This is a genomic window from Alcanivorax sp. NBRC 102024, from assembly GCF_001602235.1.
GTDB lineage: Bacteria > Pseudomonadota > Gammaproteobacteria > Pseudomonadales > Alcanivoracaceae > Alcanivorax.
On record NZ_BDAS01000007.1, the window covers coordinates 88683 to 106692 of the forward strand.

Below are 18010 nucleotides of genomic sequence, written 5' to 3' on the forward strand. Positions count from 1 at the left end.
TAAGGACAGACAGGGAGAAAACCCATGGTGCGAATCGTATTGATGGCTGCCAGTCTACTGGTCGGCATGGTCCATGCCGAAGGTTACGACTACATCCGTGGTGATGATGTTTATGAGGAGGACTATCACTACGGGGTAGATTATGACGGCCTGAGCAGTGTGCCGCAGACCCGGCTCGGCGGCAGCAGCAGAAGCGATGATGCCGGCGGGCGGCTCAAGCAACAGGCCCGGGACCTGCAGAAAGAGACCACCCAGCCCTCCATGACGCGGGAGCTGGAAAAGTGGCAGGCGGATGACAGCCTGACACCGCCCAACCTGGTTGAGAAGCCATAAAGGATTGCTGGCGCCTCGTTCACAAGGAGCCAACGGCTTCTTCGCCGTATCAGGCGTCCCGATTGACCAGCCGCAGTTGCCGGTGGCGCGACAGGGACAACCCTTCAAGCTGCTCGAACAACAGAGACAGGGGCTGGGGCCGGCCTATGGCGTAGCCCTGCACGAAATCCACCCCCGCCTCCTGCAGCACCGGAATCATGGCGATGTCTTCCACATACTCCGCCACGGTTTTCACCCCGAGCCGATGCGCCACTTCGCTGATGGATTCAACGATGGTGCGGTCAACGCTGGAATACAGCAGGTTGCGGACGAAACTGCCGTCGATCTTGATGAAATCCACCTGGAAGTGCTTGAGGTAATTGAAGGAACTGAAACCACTGCCAAAGTCATCCAGGGCCACCTTGCTGCCCTTCTCGCGAATCCGCGCCAGTAATTCGCTGGCACTGGAAAGCTGGTTGACCACGGTGGTTTCGGTGATCTCGAAGGTCAGCCGCTCCGGCGCCACCGTGCTGCGGTCGAGCAGATCCTCCAAGAACGGGATAAAGGTGGGGTCATCCAGGGAAGTGGCTGACAGATTCACCGCCAGATGCAAATTGGGCAGCGCAGCCAGCTCGTCACTGAGCGTCACCAGCAGCTGGGTGAGCACCCAACGGTCGATGTGCGTCATCATCTGGTAACGCTCTGCCGCCGGGATAAAGGCCCCCGGGTTGAGAATGTCGCCGTTGCGATCGCGCAGGCGCAGGAGAATCTCATAATGAGAGGCAGCGGTTTCGCCCCCGATGGGACGGATTTCCTGGGCATAGAGCAGAAAACGGTCTGACTCCAGGGACTCGCGCAGCCCGGCGGCCATCTGCAGCTCCAGGTGCCGGCGAGAGGCCTCACTGTCATCCGGGGTGTACACGGAGACCTGGTTACGGCCCCGGTGTTTGGCCGCATAGCAGGCCACATCCGCCCGGCTCATGGCCTCTTCCACGCTGATCAGGTTGCCGTCCAGTTGCACCAGCCCCACGCTGGCACCGATATCGTAGAGAGAATCCTTCCAGGCAAAGCGGATCTCACCCAGGGCGGCAATCAGGCGTTCGGCAATCTGGACCGCCCGGTCTGCCGGGCAGTTGTGCAGCAGCAGGCCAAACTCGTCGCCCCCCAGCCGGGCCACCACATCCTCATCCCGTATCTGTCGGCCAATCACCCGGGCGCACTCTCGCAACAGGGCATCGCCGGCCACATGGCCGGCGGTGTCGTTGACGACCTTGAAGCGGTCCAGATCGATAAAGCACAGGACGCTCTGTTCCACCCCCCCTTCATCCAGAGTCTGTTGCAGGGTGTTTTCGAATTCCCGCCGGTTAGTCAGGCCGGTAAGGGCGTCATGGGTGGCGTGGTAACGGAGCTTTTTCTGCATGGCCCGGCGGGCGCTCACATCACGGAACACCATCACCGCGCCTTTCACTTCGCCGTCGCCGGTCTTCACCGGGGCTGCGGAATCCTGGATTTCATAGCGGCTGCCATCGCGGCTCAGCAGAAAGCAATCCTCGCGCAGAAAGCACATGTCACCGCCGCGCAGGGCCACGGCGATGGGGTTGGTCCGCGTCGGTCGCCCCTCTTCATCGGTGAGCTGCAACACGGTATCCACGGGGGCCCCTTCTGCCTCCCTTTCCCGCCAGCCGGTAAGCGATTCCGCCACCGGGTTCATGAAGGTAATCCGCCCATCATGATCCGTGGCAATGACCCCATCGGCGATGGAATTCAGGGTCACCCGCAGGCTTTCCTTTTCATGGGCCAGGGAATGTTGCATGGCCCGTTCGGCGGTCACATCCCAGTTGGTGCCCACCATCAGCGGGATTTTGTCCGGGCCGATCAGGGTGGTTTCCGCCCGGGCGCGGATATAACGTTCTTCCCCGGCAGGGGTGAGGATGCGAAATTCGCCGTCCAGCTCGCCCGGGGCCTGCATCACCTGTTGCAGACGGGGGCGCAGCAGGGCCAGATCATCCGGATGAATGCGGTCGTACCAGATTTTCAGGGTGCCATCCCCCTCCTGCCCGGGTTTGACGCCATACATCTCGTAGATGCGCTCATCCCAGTCCAGTCGGCCGGTGACGGTGTTGTACTGCCAGATGCCCACACCGCCGGCGGAAAGAGCCAGTTGCAGCTGACGACGGCTTTCTGCCAGGGCATGCTCCGCCTCTTTGGCGGCCTGGATATCCTCGCATTGAACGATCAGATAGCGAACACGCCCGTCCTCTGATACTCCGGCAATAGACAGGCGAACCCAGACCAGCTCACCGGTCCGGGTGATATATCGCTTTTCCAGCCGCAGGCTGTCGACCCGACCGGACAGCAACGACCCCAGTTGCTGCAGATCATTCTGCAGGTCATCCGGATAGATCAACTGCTGGAAAGAACTCTGCAGCAGTTCCTCCTCCCGATATCCGCTCAGCCGGCAAAGCGCCCTGTTTACCGCCAACCACCGGCCATCCGGCCCCATCAACGCCATGGGAATGGCCGAATGCTCCATGGTCAGACGGTAGCGTTTTTCCCGTGCCGCCAGCACAGTTCGGGCGGCACGCTCGCGGCGGAATAAAATGGCCACCAGGGCCAGCACCCCCATGGCTGCCCCAATCAGCAAAGCCTGCATGGTTCACGTCCGTTGTCGGTTATTGTTATCCCCTGCTCACTTTTTGAACTGGCCACTGCGGACTTGCCAGCATCACCTGACAAAGCCGGAACTTTCACCGACAATTGGGTGACTATCAGTGAGCCCCTGACCCGAACATTTGTCCGGCTTGCTACTTGCTGGCCCGCTAAGGAGTATCGCCGACCCGGCTTTGCAGACCATGACGCTCCGCTACCGCGCCCTACAATGCCTGGCCCTGCTGTTCGTGGCCTTTGCCCTGTCCCAGCTCTGGTATCTGGGACAGGTCCTGCGCCTGCAGCACCACAACCCGCAAGGCAGTGCCTATATGGAGCGGGCCAAGGCCCAGGGACAGGTACAGCAATACTGGCGGGACTACGACCAGATCAGCGATTACCTGAAGCGCTCGGTACTGATTTCCGAGGATGCCCAGTTCACCAGCCACAGCGGCTTTGACTGGCAGGGCATCCGTTATGCCCTGCAACGCAATCTGGAAGCCGGCAAGCCGGTGGCAGGCGGCTCCACCATCACCCAGCAGCTTGCCAAGAATCTGTATCTCTCCGGCAAGCGCAGCTATGTGCGCAAGGTTCAGGAAGCCCTGATCGCCATGATGCTGGAAATAGGCCTGAGCAAACGCCGCATTCTGGAGCTCTATCTGAATGTGGCCCAGTGGGGCCACCAGATATACGGAGCGGAAGCCGCTGCCCGACATTATTTTCAGGTCAGCGCCGCCGACCTGAGCATGGTCCAGGCAGCACAACTGGCAGCCATGCTGCCGCGCCCCAACTACTACGATTTCAAGGGCCCCACCGATTACGTCCAACAACGGGCCCAATGGATTCAGGAGCAAATGGCGATAGTGCGCATTCCCGACCCGGGCAACCTGCCACTGCCCCCCGCCTCTGACCCGGAACACCGCCAAGGAACCTCGCAATGAAGCAGTTTGCAGTACTTTGTCTGACCAGCCTGACCCTGCTGGCTTGCAGCGACAACGACAGCACTCCGGTCTCACCGCCGGCCACCCAGGAAACCGGCAATCCGCTGGTGGGGGCCTGGCAAAACGGTGAACAGATACTGGTGCTGGAAGAAAACGGTGACTTTTATCTTCCCGCCGACGAGCAACGCCAGGGCCTGACCTGGGAAAACAACGATGGCACCTTCACCTTCCGCTATCTGGATAACAGTCGACTGGCCGTAGAGACCCAGAGTGCCAGCGGCGAACAGCAACAGAATACTCTCAGCCTGACCTCATCCACTCCTTCCAGCGAAGAGCAGGACCCCGACGCCCTCCCCCTGTTCAGCGGTGACTACCAACGGGCCAACAACGCTGTGGGCCACCTGAGTGGCAAGGTGGAACTGCCTGTGGAGAGCGAGCTCCCCGACAAGGCCGTGCTGACCGTATCCCTGCTCTCCAGCGACAACAACACCGTGATCCGTCGGCTGATGCCCCTCACCAGCGACGCAGACAGCGTGCCTTTTCGCCTCTATTACCCGGCCACCGCAGTGAACGCGGACAGCACCTATCAGGTGAGCAGTCAGATCCTCTCCGATGGCGGCCTGTTCTTCCAGTCGGAGCCCACCCCCCTGACCGTTAACCAGAACCAGTTTGCGGATATCACCCTGCCGCTCAGTGCGGTGATGACCGCCAGCGAAACCCTGCGCGGCGCTCTGGTATACCAGTACGGCACCACCAGCCTGATGCTCTGCAATACCGATCGCCGCCTGCAGCTGGCTGGCCCCCAACGCGAGGACCTGATCGACGCCTACCGGGGTGCCCGCAACTACCCCCTGCAACCCCGCGTGGTCACTGTCAGCGGCCTGCTGCGCAAGATCCCCGGCGAGCAGGAAGGCAGCACCCAGAATGGCATCATTGTGGAAAGCTTTTCCCTGGAAAACAGCAATGACAACTGCCGCCTGCCCGGCGCAGATCTGATCAACACCCGCTGGCAGCTCAGCGCTCTGGGCAACGAGATCCTGGACCCGGCCTCGCAGCAAGCGCCCTATCTGACCCTGGACAGCGAAGGCAAGGTCCGCGGCCATGCCGGCTGCAATGGTCTCAACGGGAGCTACCAGCACGACGACGACAGCCTATCCTTCGGCGCCATTGCCACCACCCGCAAGGCGTGTCCTGACATGGAGGGAGAGCAGGCCTTCCTGCAGGCCCTGAAAGCCTCCCGCCAGTTCCGTATCGACGGCGAGTTGCTCACCCTGTTCGATGCCAACAACCAGCCCCTGGCCGGGTTCCAGGCCATCGCACTGTAACCGCCCGCTGGCGTGTCGGAGGGAACGATCATGCGTGTCCATTACCTGTCCCATGTGCCTTTCGAGCAACTGGGTGCCATGGAAACCTGGTTCCGGGAGCGTGACGTCAGTATCAGCCGGTCACTGCTGTTTCAGGGCGACCCACTCCCTGACATCAGCGAGTTTGACGCACTGGTCGTCATGGGCGGCCCCATGGGAGCGGATGATGATTGCGACCATACCTGGATGGCGCCGGAAAAGGCCCTGATCCGCCACAGCATCGCCGCGGGCAAGAAAGTGCTGGGAATCTGTCTGGGCGCGCAACTGATAGCGCGCGTGCTGGGCGCCCCGGTAACCGCCAACCCGGACAAGGAAATCGGCTGGTTTCCGGTCTACCCCACCAGCGCCGGCCAGTCTGACAGCATCGGCAAACTGTTTGCCGGTGCCCCGCCGGTGCTGCACTGGCACGGCGACACCTTTGCCATTCCTGACGGCGCCGTACACCTGCTGGAAAGCAAAGGCTGCGCCAATCAGGCATTTCGTTACGGGGATAACGTGCTGGGCTTGCAGTTTCACCTGGAGCTGCAGACCGACAATGCCGCCGCCCTGTGCGATGCCTGCCCGGAGGATCTGGCCGACGGTCCCTGGGTGGAACCCCGCGCCAGCATGCTGGCGGACGGACAACGGTTTGAGGATGCCCGACAGTTGCTGGGGCGGGTGTTGAACGCCTTTCTGGGCTAGGCCGCCAAGTCTCACTAACCGCCGACCGTTGAAGCCGCACCCCAACCCGGAGCGCGGCCTCTTCGCTTTCTGCTCACTCGACGCGAGCCCGCGCCGCTGTTAACTATTCACTATTAACTGTTCACTGCCTTCCTGCACCCTGCCCACAGCCGACAGGATCGCCTGCAAGGCAGCCGCAGTAGTATCCGCCGCGGTGGCCACGGCACTCTGCACCGTGTCCCCCACCTGCACCCGCACACAGGCCATGGCGTTGGCTTCGGTGTTGTCACCCAATGAATACTCATCGAAGGACACTACCTTCACCTCGCCACCGATACGCCGGTTGAGCGCATCCACCAATGCCGACATGGCCCCATCTCCACGGCCGGACAACAGGGTCACCGGCTGGCTGGCATCGCCAATGCTGATCTGGGCCTGCACCTGGTCGTTGCTGCGGTTCAGGTCATAGGAGCGCAACATCCACCCCATGGGCACGTTCAGGTAATCACTGTTGAAGCGACGATGTACCCGCTCGCTGGTGATCTCGCCACCATCTTCCTCCGCATCTTTCTGCACCACCCCGGCCAGTTCCTGCTGCAACCAGCGCGGCAGGTCGATACCGAAATCCCGCTCCAGCACGTGGGCGACACCGCCCTTGCCGGACTGGGAATTGATCCGCACCACTTCCTCGTAGCGACGGCCCACATCCGCCGGGTCGATGGGCAGATAGGCCACCTGCCAGATATCGCCTTCCTGGTAGCGGGCCAGGCACTTGCGGATAGCATCCTGATGACTGCCGGAGAAAGCGCTGAAGACCAGATCGCCCGCATAGGGATGGCGCGGGTAGGTCTGGATATCGGTGATCTCCTCCACCAAGGCAACAATCTCCTTCATCCGCGAAAAGTCGATTTGCGGATCGATGCCCTGGCTATACAGGTTCATCCCGGCGGTGACCAGATCCATGTTGCCGGTCCGTTCGCCGTTGCCCAGCAAGGTGCCTTCCACTCGATCTGCACCGGCCATGACAGCCATTTCCGCCGCCGCCACACCACAGCCTCGGTCATCGTGGGTATGCACGCTGATGATCACGTGCTCACGATGCTGAATGTTCTCATGTACAAGCTCTACCTGGTCGGCAAACACATTGGGCGTGCTCACCTCCACCGTGGCCGGCAAGTTGATGATCACCCGCTGACCCTGGTCCGGGCGCCATACCGCATTCACCGCATCGATCACTTCGATGGCGAAATCGGTTTCCGTGGCACTGAAGGTTTCCGGGGAATACTGGAAGCTCCAGTGGGTTTCCGGCTGCTTTTCGGCACAGGCTTTCACCCAGCCGGCAGCACGCTCGGCAATGGCCTTGCAGCCGGCCTTGTCCACGCTGAACACCTGCTCGCGGAAGGTGGGCGAGGTGGCATTGTAGATATGCACGATGGCATTTTTTGCGCCCTTGAGTGACTCAAAGGTACGGGCAATCAATTCTTCCCGGGCCTGGGTGAGCACCTGAATGTGCACGTCATCCGGCACCAGGTCTTCCTCAATCAGGGCCCGACAGAAATCAAAATCAATCTGGCTGGCCGAGGGGAAGCCCACCTCGATTTCCTTGAAACCCAGCTCCACCAGCATCTGGAAGAAGCGGCGCTTCTGCGCCACGGACATGGGCTTGATCAGCGCCTGGTTGCCATCACGCAGATCCACCGCCGCCCACAGCGGCGCTTTCTCGATACGCTGACTGGGCCAGCGACGGTCGGGTTTGTCGATGACCGGAAAGGGCTGGTATTTGCGATGATCAAAGCTCATGTCGAATCCTCAAACGAAAAAGGGGCATGGCCTGCCCCCCGGGTGAACTCCTAATCCAATCCGAAGGGTGTCGGCAGGATTGAACTAACAACTCGTTGTCTGTGATCTCGGGTATCGATCAGCGCGCCGGTAGGCACGGATGGCAGCGAAGAGTGGCGGCCCGCTTTTGACGGTTCGCATCATCGCCCCACGAGAGATACTTTACGGCAGCAAACCGGCAATGTGCTTGCTTTTTTCATCTACAATTGGCTTTATTGGCAATAATATTGCGCAAAAAATGCAAAACAGGACAAATATCATCATGAGCAAGCAGGCATTAGCAAAACTGGACCGCACCGACCTGCGCATCCTGGAAGCCCTGCAGCACAACGGCGGGCTGACCAACCAGCAGCTGGCGGAAACCGTGGGGCTGTCCCCTTCCCCCTGTTCCCGGCGGGTACAGAAGCTGGAAGCTGCTGGCATTATTCTCAAGAGGGAGACCGTGCTGGACGCACGCAAACTGGGCCTGGACCTGACCGTGATCATCCAGATCAGCATGGACCGCCATACCCCGGAACGCTTTGCCAATTTTGAGGAAAAGGTCGCCAGTTACCCGGAAGTGCAGCAGTGCTACCTGGTCACCGGCCAGGAGGCCGACTATCTACTGAAAGTGGTGGTGCCGGATATCGATGGCTACCAGCATTTCCTGCTCAACAAGATCACCCGCATCGAAGGGGTCAGCGGTGTGCATTCCAGCTTTGTCATGCGGCGGGTGGTGGATACGGCGGCGTTGCCGTTGAATTATGTTGAGACATAACTCTCGCACTCGCAAACCCTGACTCCCTTGTAGGAGCACATCTTGAGGTGCGAACAGACGCAATACAACGATTAGGGATGAAACAGCTGCACGTCCAGAATGCATTGCCATCGGCCTACCGCCTCCTTCGCCAAGGCTCGGATTCGCACCTCAAGAGGTGCTCCTACCGTTGCTTCGAGGCCAGGCCGTTGTCACGCGTCAAGCGACGCGCCTACAGAAAGCCCGGCCCAAACTGATATGCTGGCATCATCGACCGCGTTGAATTGCGAGACCATGAAAAACCTGCTGATCGTCGCCCACGCCCCCTCACCGAACACGCTGAAGCTCCGTGACGCTGCCGCCCGGGGCGCTGGTCATGAGGATATCGAGAACGTGTCCGTGACCGTAAAGGCACCGCTGGAAGCAGGGCCCGAGGATGTGATGGCCTGTGATGCCATCCTGCTCGGCACCACCGAAAACCTGGGCTACATGAGTGGCGCCCTGAAGGATTTTTTCGACCGCAGCTACTACCCGGTTCTGGAAGAAAAGCAGGGCCTGCCCTGCGCCCTCTATATCCGTGCGGGCCAGGACGGCACCGGCACTCGCCGGGCGGTGGAAAGCATCGTTACCGGCCTGCGCTGGAACTGGGTGCAGGACCCGATGGTGCTGCGCGGGGACTGGCAGGATGATTTCGAGCAACAGGCGGAAGAGTTGGGGATGTATCTGGCGGCGGGGCTGGATGCGGGAATTTTTTGAGTTGAAAGTTCAAAGTTCAAAGTTGAAAAGCGCAGGCAGGATCATTGGTAACTCAACGGCCCGGCCCGCGCCCAAAGCAAGCGAAAAGCCGCCCCGTCCTTGTCGGCCAGCCCCGGAATCGCGGGCACGGAGGACAAACTCCCTGCCACGCCAATCCGCGTTTCAACTTTAAACTTTCAACTTGTAACTGCTTTTTACCCTTTGCTCTTGTTCACCATGGCCGCCAACACTGCCTTGGCCTCATCCCCCTGCAGCATCTCGCCAAACAGCGCCAGATCTTCCTCCAGCACATCCTGCAGCGGCTTGCTGATCGCCTGGCGCATCAGGCGCTTGCTCTCTCGCAGGGCCCGGGGCGGTTTTTTTGCCAAGGAGGCCGCCCAGCCGCGAGCGGTGGCTTGCAGTTCCTCACGGCTCACGACCTTGGCGATCAGGCCGGCCTCGAAGGCTTCCTGTGCCAGCATGGGCTCGCCCAGCAGCAACATGCGGGCGGCCCGCTGGTAGCCCAGCCAGTCCGGCAACAGCTTGGCAGAACCGGCTTCCGGCACCGCGCCAAGATCCGCAAAGGGGGTAATAAACTTGGCATCCTCGGACGCCACCACCATGTCCATGTGCAGCAACATGGTGGTGCCGACGCCCACCGCATTACCCTGCACAGCGGCCACCACCACTTTCGGGAAGGCATAGATGGCCTTGATGAAATTGGCTGCCTCGCCCACTTCACCGGGCTTGGCATTGAGGAAGTCCACCAGGTCGTTACCGGCGCTGAAGGATTTGCCTTCGGCGGCAAACAGCACCACGCGGATGTCGTCGCTTTCCTCTGCCGCGTTCAGCAGGGCAATCAGATCCCGGTACATTGCGCCGGTGAGGGCGTTCAGTTTGTCCGGGCGGTTCAGGGTAATTTCCATCACCGATTCGGTGTGAGTCACCAGAATCAGATCACTTTCCAGTGTCGGCAAGATCACGACAGCTCTCCCAATCATTATTTGTCGGGCAAGGCTAGCCGCCCGCAACGTCCATGCCAAGGACGAATCCCGACAAAGGGTATTGACCGGCTGGTCAAAGCACCTTAAAAAAGCGCACCTCTTCTGAGATCGTCTCCGTGAAACTGATCACTTTCGATCCTTTCCGCACCCTGGGTCTGCCCGGCGTGCGGTATATCAAGCCGGAACACATGAACCAGCATCGCGACGCCCTGGCGGAAGCGGACTGGTTGCTGTTCCCGGGCTACTGGCAGATCAACAGCCTGCATTACGTGCTCAAGCGGCCGATCTTCCCCAGCCTGAGTAGCTACCACCTCGGTCATGACAAGGTGGAGATGACCCGCGCCCTGCAGACTGCCTGCCCGGAGCATGTGCCGGAGACGCTGATTCTGGCATCCGACAAGTACGGCATCGCCCAGGTCCTGGAACAGTGGCGTTTTCCGTTTGTGGCCAAGTCGGTCCGGTCCAGCCAGGGCATGGGGGTCTATCTCATCGAGAACCGTCAGCAACTACTGGACTACGCTGAGCGAGAATCCGTGCTGTATATCCAGAAGCTGCTACCGATCGTACGCGACCTTCGTGTGGTGGTGGTCGGCGAACAAGTGTTGGCCAGCTACTGGCGTGAGGGAGTGGGCTTCCTGAATAACGTGAGCCAGGGAGGGCGTGTACGCACCGACCTGACAGTGCCGGACAATGCGATTTCACTGGTGGAAGGCATGGCTCGCTATCTGGGGATCAACCATGCCGGGTTCGACGTGGCCATGGTGGATGGCCACCCCTACATCCTGGAATTCAATCGCCTGTTCGGCAATACCGGCATCCCGGATCTCAACCAGCGGGTGCAGCGTGCCATGAGCCACTACCTGCTGGGGGATCCGTCTTCGCCGCCCTCTTCGGACAACAAGGTCTCCGCCTGAGTCCGAAGCAGGTTCTGGTAGCGGTGGGCCAGCTGTTCCACCGGCTGTAATCGCACCTTGTGGTCACCGGCGGCGACCACCTGGGCCTTCTCGGGTTGATACAGGGCTTTCACATCCAGCTCGGTGGCGGCCAACTGCCCTTCCGGGACATTGAGCCGACCAGGCACCCCGGCCACGCACAGGGACCAGGCTTCCTGCTGATCTCCATCAGTGGTCACCAGCGCCTTGAACTCCAGTGCCGGCTTGCCCTGCTGCTTGCGCAACGGGGCCAGCAGGCGCACCACCCGCAGAAACAGAAGACCGGCACAGAGTGCCGAAAAGGCACAACGAGACGCCGGCTCCTGGTAGAAAAACAGCCCGGCCTGATCCCCCACCTTCTGGCCAACCCGGCCACCGTAGATACCTGCCACCTTGTCGAGGATCCGCTGATAATCCGCCAGCACCTCGACCATGGCCGCCTGGGTATAACGCTGACGAATGTGTTCGAAATTGACGATGCTCAGGCGCAGCTGGGCCAGCGGCTCAGCCCCTTCCGGCAGGGGCTCGGTCAGTGCCTGTCTTGATGCCGGCGTGGCCAGCGGAGACGGTGCCGGCGGCTCTGCCGGAGCCGCTTCTGCAGGTTCCGGCGGCGCTGGCACCAGGCGCTGCTGGATCAGCGCTGCCGCCACTCGCAGCAGCAACAGACACAATACCGCCAGCACAAATCCGGCTTCCAGGCGCTGGCGCGGCAGGGCACTGGTATCCCCCAGCAAGGTCAGCGTGCCTGCGAGTTCACCATCGGGCAGCGCCACCGGCACCGAGATAACCAGATCGGAACGAGACACCCCGGTCAGACCCACCTGGATATCGGCCGCATCCTGAAAACGCACACCGGCCACCGGGGCCAGCTGCACGGTTTCCCGGCCGATCAGGTTAATGCTGATGGAATCATCGCTGGCCAGGGCCTCGGCCGCCCGGCGGGCGGTCTGCTCGGCCAGCGCCTGCAGCTGTATCTTGCGCTCCTGCTCCAGACGCGCGGAGAAGTGCTCAAGAAAATAGACACCGACCACCAGCATGGCCAGCAGCATCAGGATCAGCTCGCGCAGCAGGCTTCGCTGTTGCCGAATCCATGGCCGCCATTGTTCCCACAGGGTCATAGAGTTGCATTCCGTAGTATTGCGCTCGCGCGCAGTATAGCGTGACAAACCAACAGGGCGTTGACCGAATCGGCGAACCTTAGCAGCGATGGTGCATCAGCGGACGATTGGCAATGTAAAACATCGCCAATTCCTGATCCCCCAAGACACTGCCGCATGCGGTACCATTTCTGCTACCCTTACGCGGTTTTCGCGGGAGCCACAGCTTCCGCGCTCCGCTTGTCCAGACTTGCCCCCGGGAGCCCATGCGTGCGCGAGATCATTCTGATTCAGGTATCCGGCAGTGACCGCCCCGGTCTGACCGCCGCTTTCACCCGGATTCTGGCCCGTTATCGGCTCAATATCCTGGATATCGGCCAGGCCGTGATCCACGACACCCTGTCGCTGGGTATCCTGGTGGAAACTCCTCCGGACGCGGAATCCTCAGCGGTGCTCAAGGATCTGTTATTTGAAGCCCACAAGCTGAACATCAATGTGCGCTTCCGTCCCATCGATGAGGACCGCTATGAAGAATGGGTGGCCGGCCAGGGCAAGGACCGGCACATTATCACCCTGTTGGCGCGCAAGATTACCGCTGAGCAACTGTCCGACGTGACCGCCACGGTGGCAGACAACGGCCTCAACATCGATAGCATCGCCCGCCTCTCCGGCCGGGTGCATCTGGAGGGAGAATCCCTCAACGAGGACAGCCGCGCCTGTATCGAGATTTCCGTGCGCGGAGAACCGAAGGACGGCGAAGCCATGCGTGCAGCCTTCCTCAACATTGCCAACGAACGCAACCTGGACATCGCCTTCCAGCGGGACAGCGCCTTCCGCCGCAACCGGCGTCTGGTGGTGTTTGATATGGATTCCACCCTGATCCGTTCCGAAGTGATCGACGAGCTGGCCATGGAGGCCGGGGTGGGCGAAGAAGTGGCGGAAATCACCGAGCGCGCCATGCGCGGCGAACTGGATTTCAATGAGAGCTTCAAGGCCCGGGTGGCCCTGCTCAAGGGGCTGGATGAAGGCGCCCTGGAGCGGGTACGCGAACGCATCCAGCTCACCGAAGGGGCGCAACGGCTGATCAGCACCCTGCGCGCCCTGGGCTACCGCACGGCCATTCTGTCCGGCGGTTTCACCTGGTTCGGGCAATGGCTGCAACAGTTGCTGGGCATCGACTATGTCTACGCCAACGAGCTGGAAATCGAGAACGGCCAGGTCACTGGCCGGGTGGTCGGCCAGATCGTCAATGGCCAGCGCAAGGCCGACCTGCTCAAGCAGATCGCCACCCAGGAAGGCATCAGCCTGGAGCAGGTGATCGCCGTGGGCGACGGCGCCAACGACCTGCCGATGCTCGGCGAAGCCGGCCTGGGCATCGCCTTCCGCGCCAAACCCCTGGTCAAACAAAACGCCGAACAGGCCATCTCGACCCTGGGCCTGGACGGGATTCTCTATCTCATCGGGGTCAGGGACAAGGATCAGGCGGAGCTGCTTAAAGGCAGTTAATAGTGAACAGTGAATAGTTAACAGTTCGCGATCTGAGTGTTGTTAATTCTGAAAAGCAAGAGGCCGCGCCCATCGTCTGGGCGCGGCCTCTTGCGTTTAAAGTCAGACAAGGCAAAACCGCGTCGCTGTTAACTATTCACTGTTAACTGTTAACTGATTTACGCCGACTCCGGAATTTGCAACGAATCCATCGGTGCCTGCAGATAGTAGCCCTGCAGGTAATCCACTCCTCCCAGGCTCCACAGGGCCTGCATCTGGGCGGCGGATTCGACGAAACCTACCACGGTCCTGCGGTTGCTTTCTTTTACCCGTTTGACAATATCGGTGAGCCGTTGGCGGCCTTCCGCCTTGGACACGTCCTGGGTGAAAGAGCCTTCGAATTTCACCATGGTGGCCGGAATATGCTGGAACAGCTTGAACGGATCCAGGCCGCCGCCAAAGCGACTGATGGAGATACCGCAACCGGCACTTTTCATCTTCTCGGCAAACACGCCCGCCTGTTTCAGGTAGGTGGTGGCATCGCCTTCGGTTAGCTGGAAGGTCAATCTGGAACCATCCATCTTGGCCGCCCGCATGGCCTTGAGCAGCCAGTCCGCCAGGGATGCATCCGCCAGGGAGCCCCCGTTGATGTTGAACACCAGCTTGACCGGCTCACTCATCGCAGCCGCCGCCCGCATGGCGTTGAGCACCACCCAGCGATCAATCTTGCCCACCAGGCCCTGCTCAGCGGCCACCGGCATGAACTCCCCGGCTTCCATGGCTTCACCCTGCTTCTGCGGCAGATCCACAAACACCTCGAAGAGATGCTCACTGTCATCTTCAAGGTTCATCAGCGGTTGATAATGCAGTTTGAAACTGCCTTGCTCCAACGCCTGACGCAGCAACATGACAATGGCTTCGGAAGAGCCTGCAGCCACTTCGTCCATGGGATCATGCACCTTGATGCTGTTGCCCTGGCCACCGTTTTCCCGCTGGGCCTGGTTACAGCATTTCAGTGCCGTGGTCAGGGTGCCCTGGCCACTGCGGGCATCCTCGCGAACAAAGGCGACCCCCACACTGGCCGTCACATGGATCGTCTTGGCCGCCACTTCCGGCATCAGCCCTTCAATACCGGCGCGCAGACTCTCGGCCAGTGCCTCGGCCTCATCGGTATCCGCAACCGGCAACAAGACGGCAAAATCCTCACCGTCTACCCGGGCCAGTTTGGCATCTCCCACCTGGCCACCCAGCCAGTTGGCAACCGCACGGAGAATATCATCGGCACCATCGATACCCACCGAAGACTGGTGTTGCTCAAAGTCGTCCAGGCGGAGATACAGCACCGTCGCCAGTTGCCCTTCGCGAGCCGCCTCGGCCACCGCATCATCAAGCTGGTCCATAAACCACTTGCGGGCAAACAGGCCGGTAACCTGGTCTTTCTGGCTCATCTCCTGGAGCCGTTCCTGCATTTCGCTCTCGTCCACGCCGCCGGCGCGAATCACGATCTGGGTGCAGGCCTCACCATCATAGGTGCTGGGCGAGAAGGTAAAGGACGCATCAAACTCTTCGCCATCGGTATTGACGCCCTTGCATTCCAGTTCCTGGGTCTGGCTTTCATCCTGGGCACGACTACGCAGTAGCTGTTTGAGCTTGTCATGGTCCGCCGCCGACACCATGTCCATGATAGGAACGCCGGCCAGATCGTCAGCGCTCTCATAGCCAAACAGCTCCACATAGTTGTCGTTGGCGTGAATATGCATGCCATCTAGCACATAGGCGATGGCGTCACGGCTCTGATCCATCAACAGGGCCAACCGCTTTTCCGCATCGTGACGGGCAATCTCGGAGTGCTGGAGCTCCTTGCGCAGACGCAGGTTCTCGACCACCCGGTCCACCATCAGGGTAAGCATATCCCTGTCATTACCGGGCACCACGCCGCTGGCCCCCTGCTGGAGGGCCGCCTTTACGGTCTCGGCAGAAAAGGTATTTTCCAGCAGGATCACTGGCACCGCCTTGCCCAAACGCTTGAGGTGGGCCATGGCAGATTCAAAACTGCCATCGCCGAAGGAAGGCCTGCACAGCATCAACTCCCAGGCGCCACCTTTCAACGCGCGCAGCAAATCATCTTCGCCCAGGGCCAGTTGTGCCCGGGTTGCCCGGCCGGCATTGCGCAGCATATTCATCAGCTGCTCGGCCTCATCTTGGGAATCATGGGCGATCAGTAGGCGGAGATTGTCCAGGGCATAGCTCATGGTGTGAAGACTCATACTGTTTTCGTACGGCTTACCATTGTGCCTGACAACCTTGTCTTGGCAACTTTCCCACAGAAAAAGAGAGAACTGACCGACCTTTCCGGGGAAAGCCGTCTTCTGTTCCGTCTTTTCTGATTATGGAAAGCCGCCCGGCCAATGGCAGAAAACCATCACACAGCATCCTCGCTGTGGCCTTGATAACGGGTCAGAAACGCAACGTCGCGTCCCATTGAATCCTTACAGAGTGGACCAGATGGAATCCAGATCCCCTTCATCATTATCGCTTGCCGGCCTCACCGGTGTGGGGGTTGCCATATCGCGGAATGGATACTGGCTGAACCCGGACGCCCCCTGGGTGCGACGCAACAACTGTACACGACGGGGCTCGCCAGCCTCTACCAGCTCCACTTTGACCCCCTCATTGAAACCCACCGTGGGCAACAACAGGGTGGCGGGCTGACCGACGCCAGCCAGCTCAGGCAACAGGATGGCGCGCATGAAATCACTGTCTTCACCCTGCTTGCGCAGAGCCCGGGCAGCCACTGGCCGCCCCCCGGGAGCCAGTAATTCCACCCCGAAGCGGGCACCATGGTTGGGTAGCTGGGTCACCCAGCGCACCACCGCCAGCATCCAGTGGCTATCCGGGTGGTCCCGCAATCCCAGTAATTCGCCGGTACGCATCAGGCTTGGCGTATTCCCCTGCCAGGACAGGCAATAGCCGCCGGGGCTGGCATTGACCTTCTGGCAGTGATAACTCTCCGGCAAGGTCGCCTCGCTGCGAAGGGAGGAATCCGGCTTGCCGATATCAATGGTTTCATTGGGAAAGTCGGATTGATAGGCCGTCGCCCAGGGGTCTTCCTTCTGCTGCTTTTGCCGGCTACTGACTTTGATATTGCGCAGGAAAGGATTGTTTTCTTCCCCCTCGCCCATCACCGACAAGCTGCCTCGCTCAATCAGGGTTTCAAACGGCACCTTGCCGGAAAGGAAATAGTGCACCCCCACCAGTCCGAAGCACAGTTCGACCTCACCGCTTTCAGCCATGCGCTTGAAAGCCCGCTCCGTCAGCGCCCCCCACACCTGCTGCAGGTGGGACATCATGCTTTCATCCAGACCTTTGGGAACCTGCAGATCGCTCTCCTCGGGGTCATCTTTCCAGGCACTGATTGCCTGCACCAGCCGGACGGAATCGATATAGCGCCAGCTGTCCGTCGCCTGGGAGGCATGGGTGCGGTAAATGGGAGGGCGGTCCGCCTGGAGGTCGAACACGAACAGGTCTTCATCATCACTGGCGGTCTTGATCTCGATCAGCTCTCCCCAGGTGAATGCAGCCTTGTACAAGGCCGCCAGTTCCTGTTGACGTAACTGATTGGGCTTGGCGGTGGCCAGCAACAAGCAACGGGCATAGGCAGACTGGATGCTGGAGTTGCCTTTTTCATCATCCACCGGCGTCGCGGAAATGCCGTGCAGTTCCGCCAGCAGATAAAGCTGGTGCAGTTCCAGCCACAGGTGGCGAGGGCTGGGAAAATACAACTGATAACAACGCAACAGGGTATCGCCAAGGGCGCTGATGGCGCGATGAATTGCCATGGTCACCGCACGCCGGACTGCCTTGTCCTTCAGCTTGCGCATGCCCCGTACCGCCACCAGCTTATAGCCGTTGGCCAGATGCCCTTGCAGGGCCTGAGCCAGACTGGCCACTCGCCGCGCCTTGTCCGGTAATACCAGGGATTGATTCAGGTAATGTTTCTGCAGGGAATCACTGACATGCAAAATGGAAGGACGAACCACTTCCAGCAACTGGAAACGCTGTTTGGAATCGATTTGCAGCCGGTTCAGTTCCTGAATGAACTGATAAAGCTGACGAGCCGTTTCCCCCATGTTCATGATCGGGAGAGCGTCGACCCACTGTTGCAGCTTTTTCGGCTGGTCAGCGCCAAGTGTCAGGTGCGGCAAATCCTGCTCGGGCAGTTTCAAGCGCACCGTCTGGGCTGGTTGCTCCATTGAAGA

General features: G+C 60.3%; 14 protein-coding genes. 8 read left to right on the forward strand and 6 right to left on the reverse strand.

All coding sequences use genetic code 11. The annotated features are described in order from the left end of the window. Positions 1 to 24 precede the first annotated feature (24 nt). Positions 25 to 333 carry a hypothetical protein gene (locus tag A0251_RS12095; RefSeq protein ID WP_062817107.1) on the forward strand — a complete coding sequence of 103 codons (309 nt, stop codon included), beginning with the start codon at positions 25 to 27 and terminating at the stop codon, positions 331 to 333. 49 nt (positions 334 to 382) lie between these two features. On the opposite strand, the gene A0251_RS12100 is transcribed toward A0251_RS12095, so the two are convergent. Beyond that, positions 383 to 2965: an EAL domain-containing protein gene (locus tag A0251_RS12100; protein ID WP_062817108.1), complete on the reverse strand. Its 2583-nt coding sequence runs from the start codon at positions 2963 to 2965 to the stop codon at positions 383 to 385. Positions 2966 to 3164: 199 nt separating this feature from the next. Between A0251_RS12100 and mtgA the strand changes: the two genes are divergently transcribed. From mtgA to A0251_RS12115, 3 genes are read left to right on the forward strand one after another with little or no spacing between them, the layout of a single operon-like run. Next, positions 3165 to 3899: a monofunctional biosynthetic peptidoglycan transglycosylase gene (mtgA, locus tag A0251_RS12105; RefSeq protein WP_062817109.1), complete on the forward strand. Its 735-nt coding sequence runs from the start codon at positions 3165 to 3167 to the stop codon at positions 3897 to 3899. Continuing rightward, positions 3896 to 5224, forward strand: coding sequence for an META domain-containing protein (locus A0251_RS12110; RefSeq protein ID WP_062817110.1), 1329 nt, complete (start codon positions 3896 to 3898; stop codon positions 5222 to 5224). The genes mtgA and A0251_RS12110 overlap by 4 nt, the downstream gene beginning before the upstream one ends. 30 nt (positions 5225 to 5254) lie before the next feature. After that, on the forward strand, positions 5255 to 5944 hold the full coding sequence (locus A0251_RS12115; RefSeq protein WP_062817111.1) for a type 1 glutamine amidotransferase: 690 nt from the start codon (positions 5255 to 5257) through the stop codon (positions 5942 to 5944). A 99-nt stretch (positions 5945 to 6043) separates the two neighbouring features. Here the strand turns inward: A0251_RS12115 and A0251_RS12120 are convergent, their stop codons facing one another. Further along, a complete protein-coding gene (locus A0251_RS12120; RefSeq protein ID WP_062817112.1) occupies positions 6044 to 7723 on the reverse strand; it encodes a 2-isopropylmalate synthase in 1680 nt (559 codons plus the stop codon). 301 nt (positions 7724 to 8024) lie between these two features. Between A0251_RS12120 and A0251_RS12125 the strand changes: the two genes are divergently transcribed. Then, entirely contained in the window at positions 8025 to 8519 is a 495-nt protein-coding gene (locus A0251_RS12125; protein ID WP_062817113.1) for an Lrp/AsnC family transcriptional regulator, read from the forward strand. A 273-nt stretch (positions 8520 to 8792) separates the two neighbouring features. Continuing rightward, complete coding sequence (locus A0251_RS12130; RefSeq protein ID WP_062817114.1) at positions 8793 to 9254, forward strand: flavodoxin family protein; 462 nt, start codon at positions 8793 to 8795, stop codon at positions 9252 to 9254. Positions 9255 to 9448: 194 nt separating this feature from the next. Here the strand turns inward: A0251_RS12130 and A0251_RS12135 are convergent, their stop codons facing one another. After that, positions 9449 to 10216, reverse strand: coding sequence for an enoyl-CoA hydratase-related protein (locus A0251_RS12135; RefSeq protein ID WP_231874228.1), 768 nt, complete (start codon positions 10214 to 10216; stop codon positions 9449 to 9451). Between the two features lie 137 nt (positions 10217 to 10353). Between A0251_RS12135 and A0251_RS12140 the strand changes: the two genes are divergently transcribed. Beyond that, positions 10354 to 11151 (forward strand): RimK family alpha-L-glutamate ligase, encoded by a 798-nt coding sequence (locus A0251_RS12140; protein ID WP_062817116.1) that lies wholly within the window; start codon positions 10354 to 10356, stop codon positions 11149 to 11151. Here the strand turns inward: A0251_RS12140 and A0251_RS12145 are convergent. Further along, positions 11094 to 12287 carry a hypothetical protein gene (locus A0251_RS12145; protein ID WP_062817117.1) on the reverse strand — a complete coding sequence of 398 codons (1194 nt, stop codon included), beginning with the start codon at positions 12285 to 12287 and terminating at the stop codon, positions 11094 to 11096. The genes A0251_RS12140 and A0251_RS12145 overlap by 58 nt on opposite strands. 249 nt (positions 12288 to 12536) lie before the next feature. On the opposite strand from A0251_RS12145, the gene serB reads away from it, so the two are divergent. Next, complete coding sequence (gene serB / locus A0251_RS12150) at positions 12537 to 13772, forward strand: phosphoserine phosphatase SerB (protein ID WP_062817118.1); 1236 nt, start codon at positions 12537 to 12539, stop codon at positions 13770 to 13772. Positions 13773 to 13930: 158 nt separating this feature from the next. Here the strand turns inward: serB and A0251_RS12155 are convergent, their stop codons facing one another. After that, on the reverse strand, positions 13931 to 16018 hold the full coding sequence (locus A0251_RS12155) for an EAL domain-containing protein (RefSeq protein ID WP_231874229.1): 2088 nt from the start codon (positions 16016 to 16018) through the stop codon (positions 13931 to 13933). A gap of 222 nt (positions 16019 to 16240) precedes the next feature. Next, the gene (locus A0251_RS12160) at positions 16241 to 18004 is read right to left on the reverse strand and encodes a hypothetical protein (RefSeq protein ID WP_062817120.1); all 1764 of its coding nucleotides are present in this window, start codon (positions 18002 to 18004) and stop codon (positions 16241 to 16243) included. Positions 18005 to 18010: the final 6 nt, after the last annotated feature.

Excerpts from the sequence above, each read along its gene's own strand:
- A0251_RS12095 (WP_062817107.1), top strand. The coding sequence starts at position 25 with ATGGTGCGAATCGTATTGATGGCTGCCAGTCTACTGGTCGGCATGGTC.
- A0251_RS12100 (WP_062817108.1), bottom strand. The coding sequence starts at position 2,965 with ATGCAGGCTTTGCTGATTGGGGCAGCCATGGGGGTGCTGGCCCTGGTG.
- mtgA (WP_062817109.1), top strand. The coding sequence starts at position 3,165 with ATGACGCTCCGCTACCGCGCCCTACAATGCCTGGCCCTGCTGTTCGTG.
- A0251_RS12110 (WP_062817110.1), top strand. The coding sequence starts at position 3,896 with ATGAAGCAGTTTGCAGTACTTTGTCTGACCAGCCTGACCCTGCTGGCT.
- A0251_RS12115 (WP_062817111.1), top strand. The coding sequence starts at position 5,255 with ATGCGTGTCCATTACCTGTCCCATGTGCCTTTCGAGCAACTGGGTGCC.
- A0251_RS12120 (WP_062817112.1), bottom strand. The coding sequence starts at position 7,723 with ATGAGCTTTGATCATCGCAAATACCAGCCCTTTCCGGTCATCGACAAA.
- A0251_RS12125 (WP_062817113.1), top strand. The coding sequence starts at position 8,025 with ATGAGCAAGCAGGCATTAGCAAAACTGGACCGCACCGACCTGCGCATC.
- A0251_RS12130 (WP_062817114.1), top strand. The coding sequence starts at position 8,793 with ATGAAAAACCTGCTGATCGTCGCCCACGCCCCCTCACCGAACACGCTG.
- A0251_RS12145 (WP_062817117.1), bottom strand. The coding sequence starts at position 12,287 with ATGACCCTGTGGGAACAATGGCGGCCATGGATTCGGCAACAGCGAAGC.
- A0251_RS12155 (WP_231874229.1), bottom strand. The coding sequence starts at position 16,018 with ATGAGTCTTCACACCATGAGCTATGCCCTGGACAATCTCCGCCTACTG.
- A0251_RS12160 (WP_062817120.1), bottom strand. The coding sequence starts at position 18,004 with ATGGAGCAACCAGCCCAGACGGTGCGCTTGAAACTGCCCGAGCAGGAT.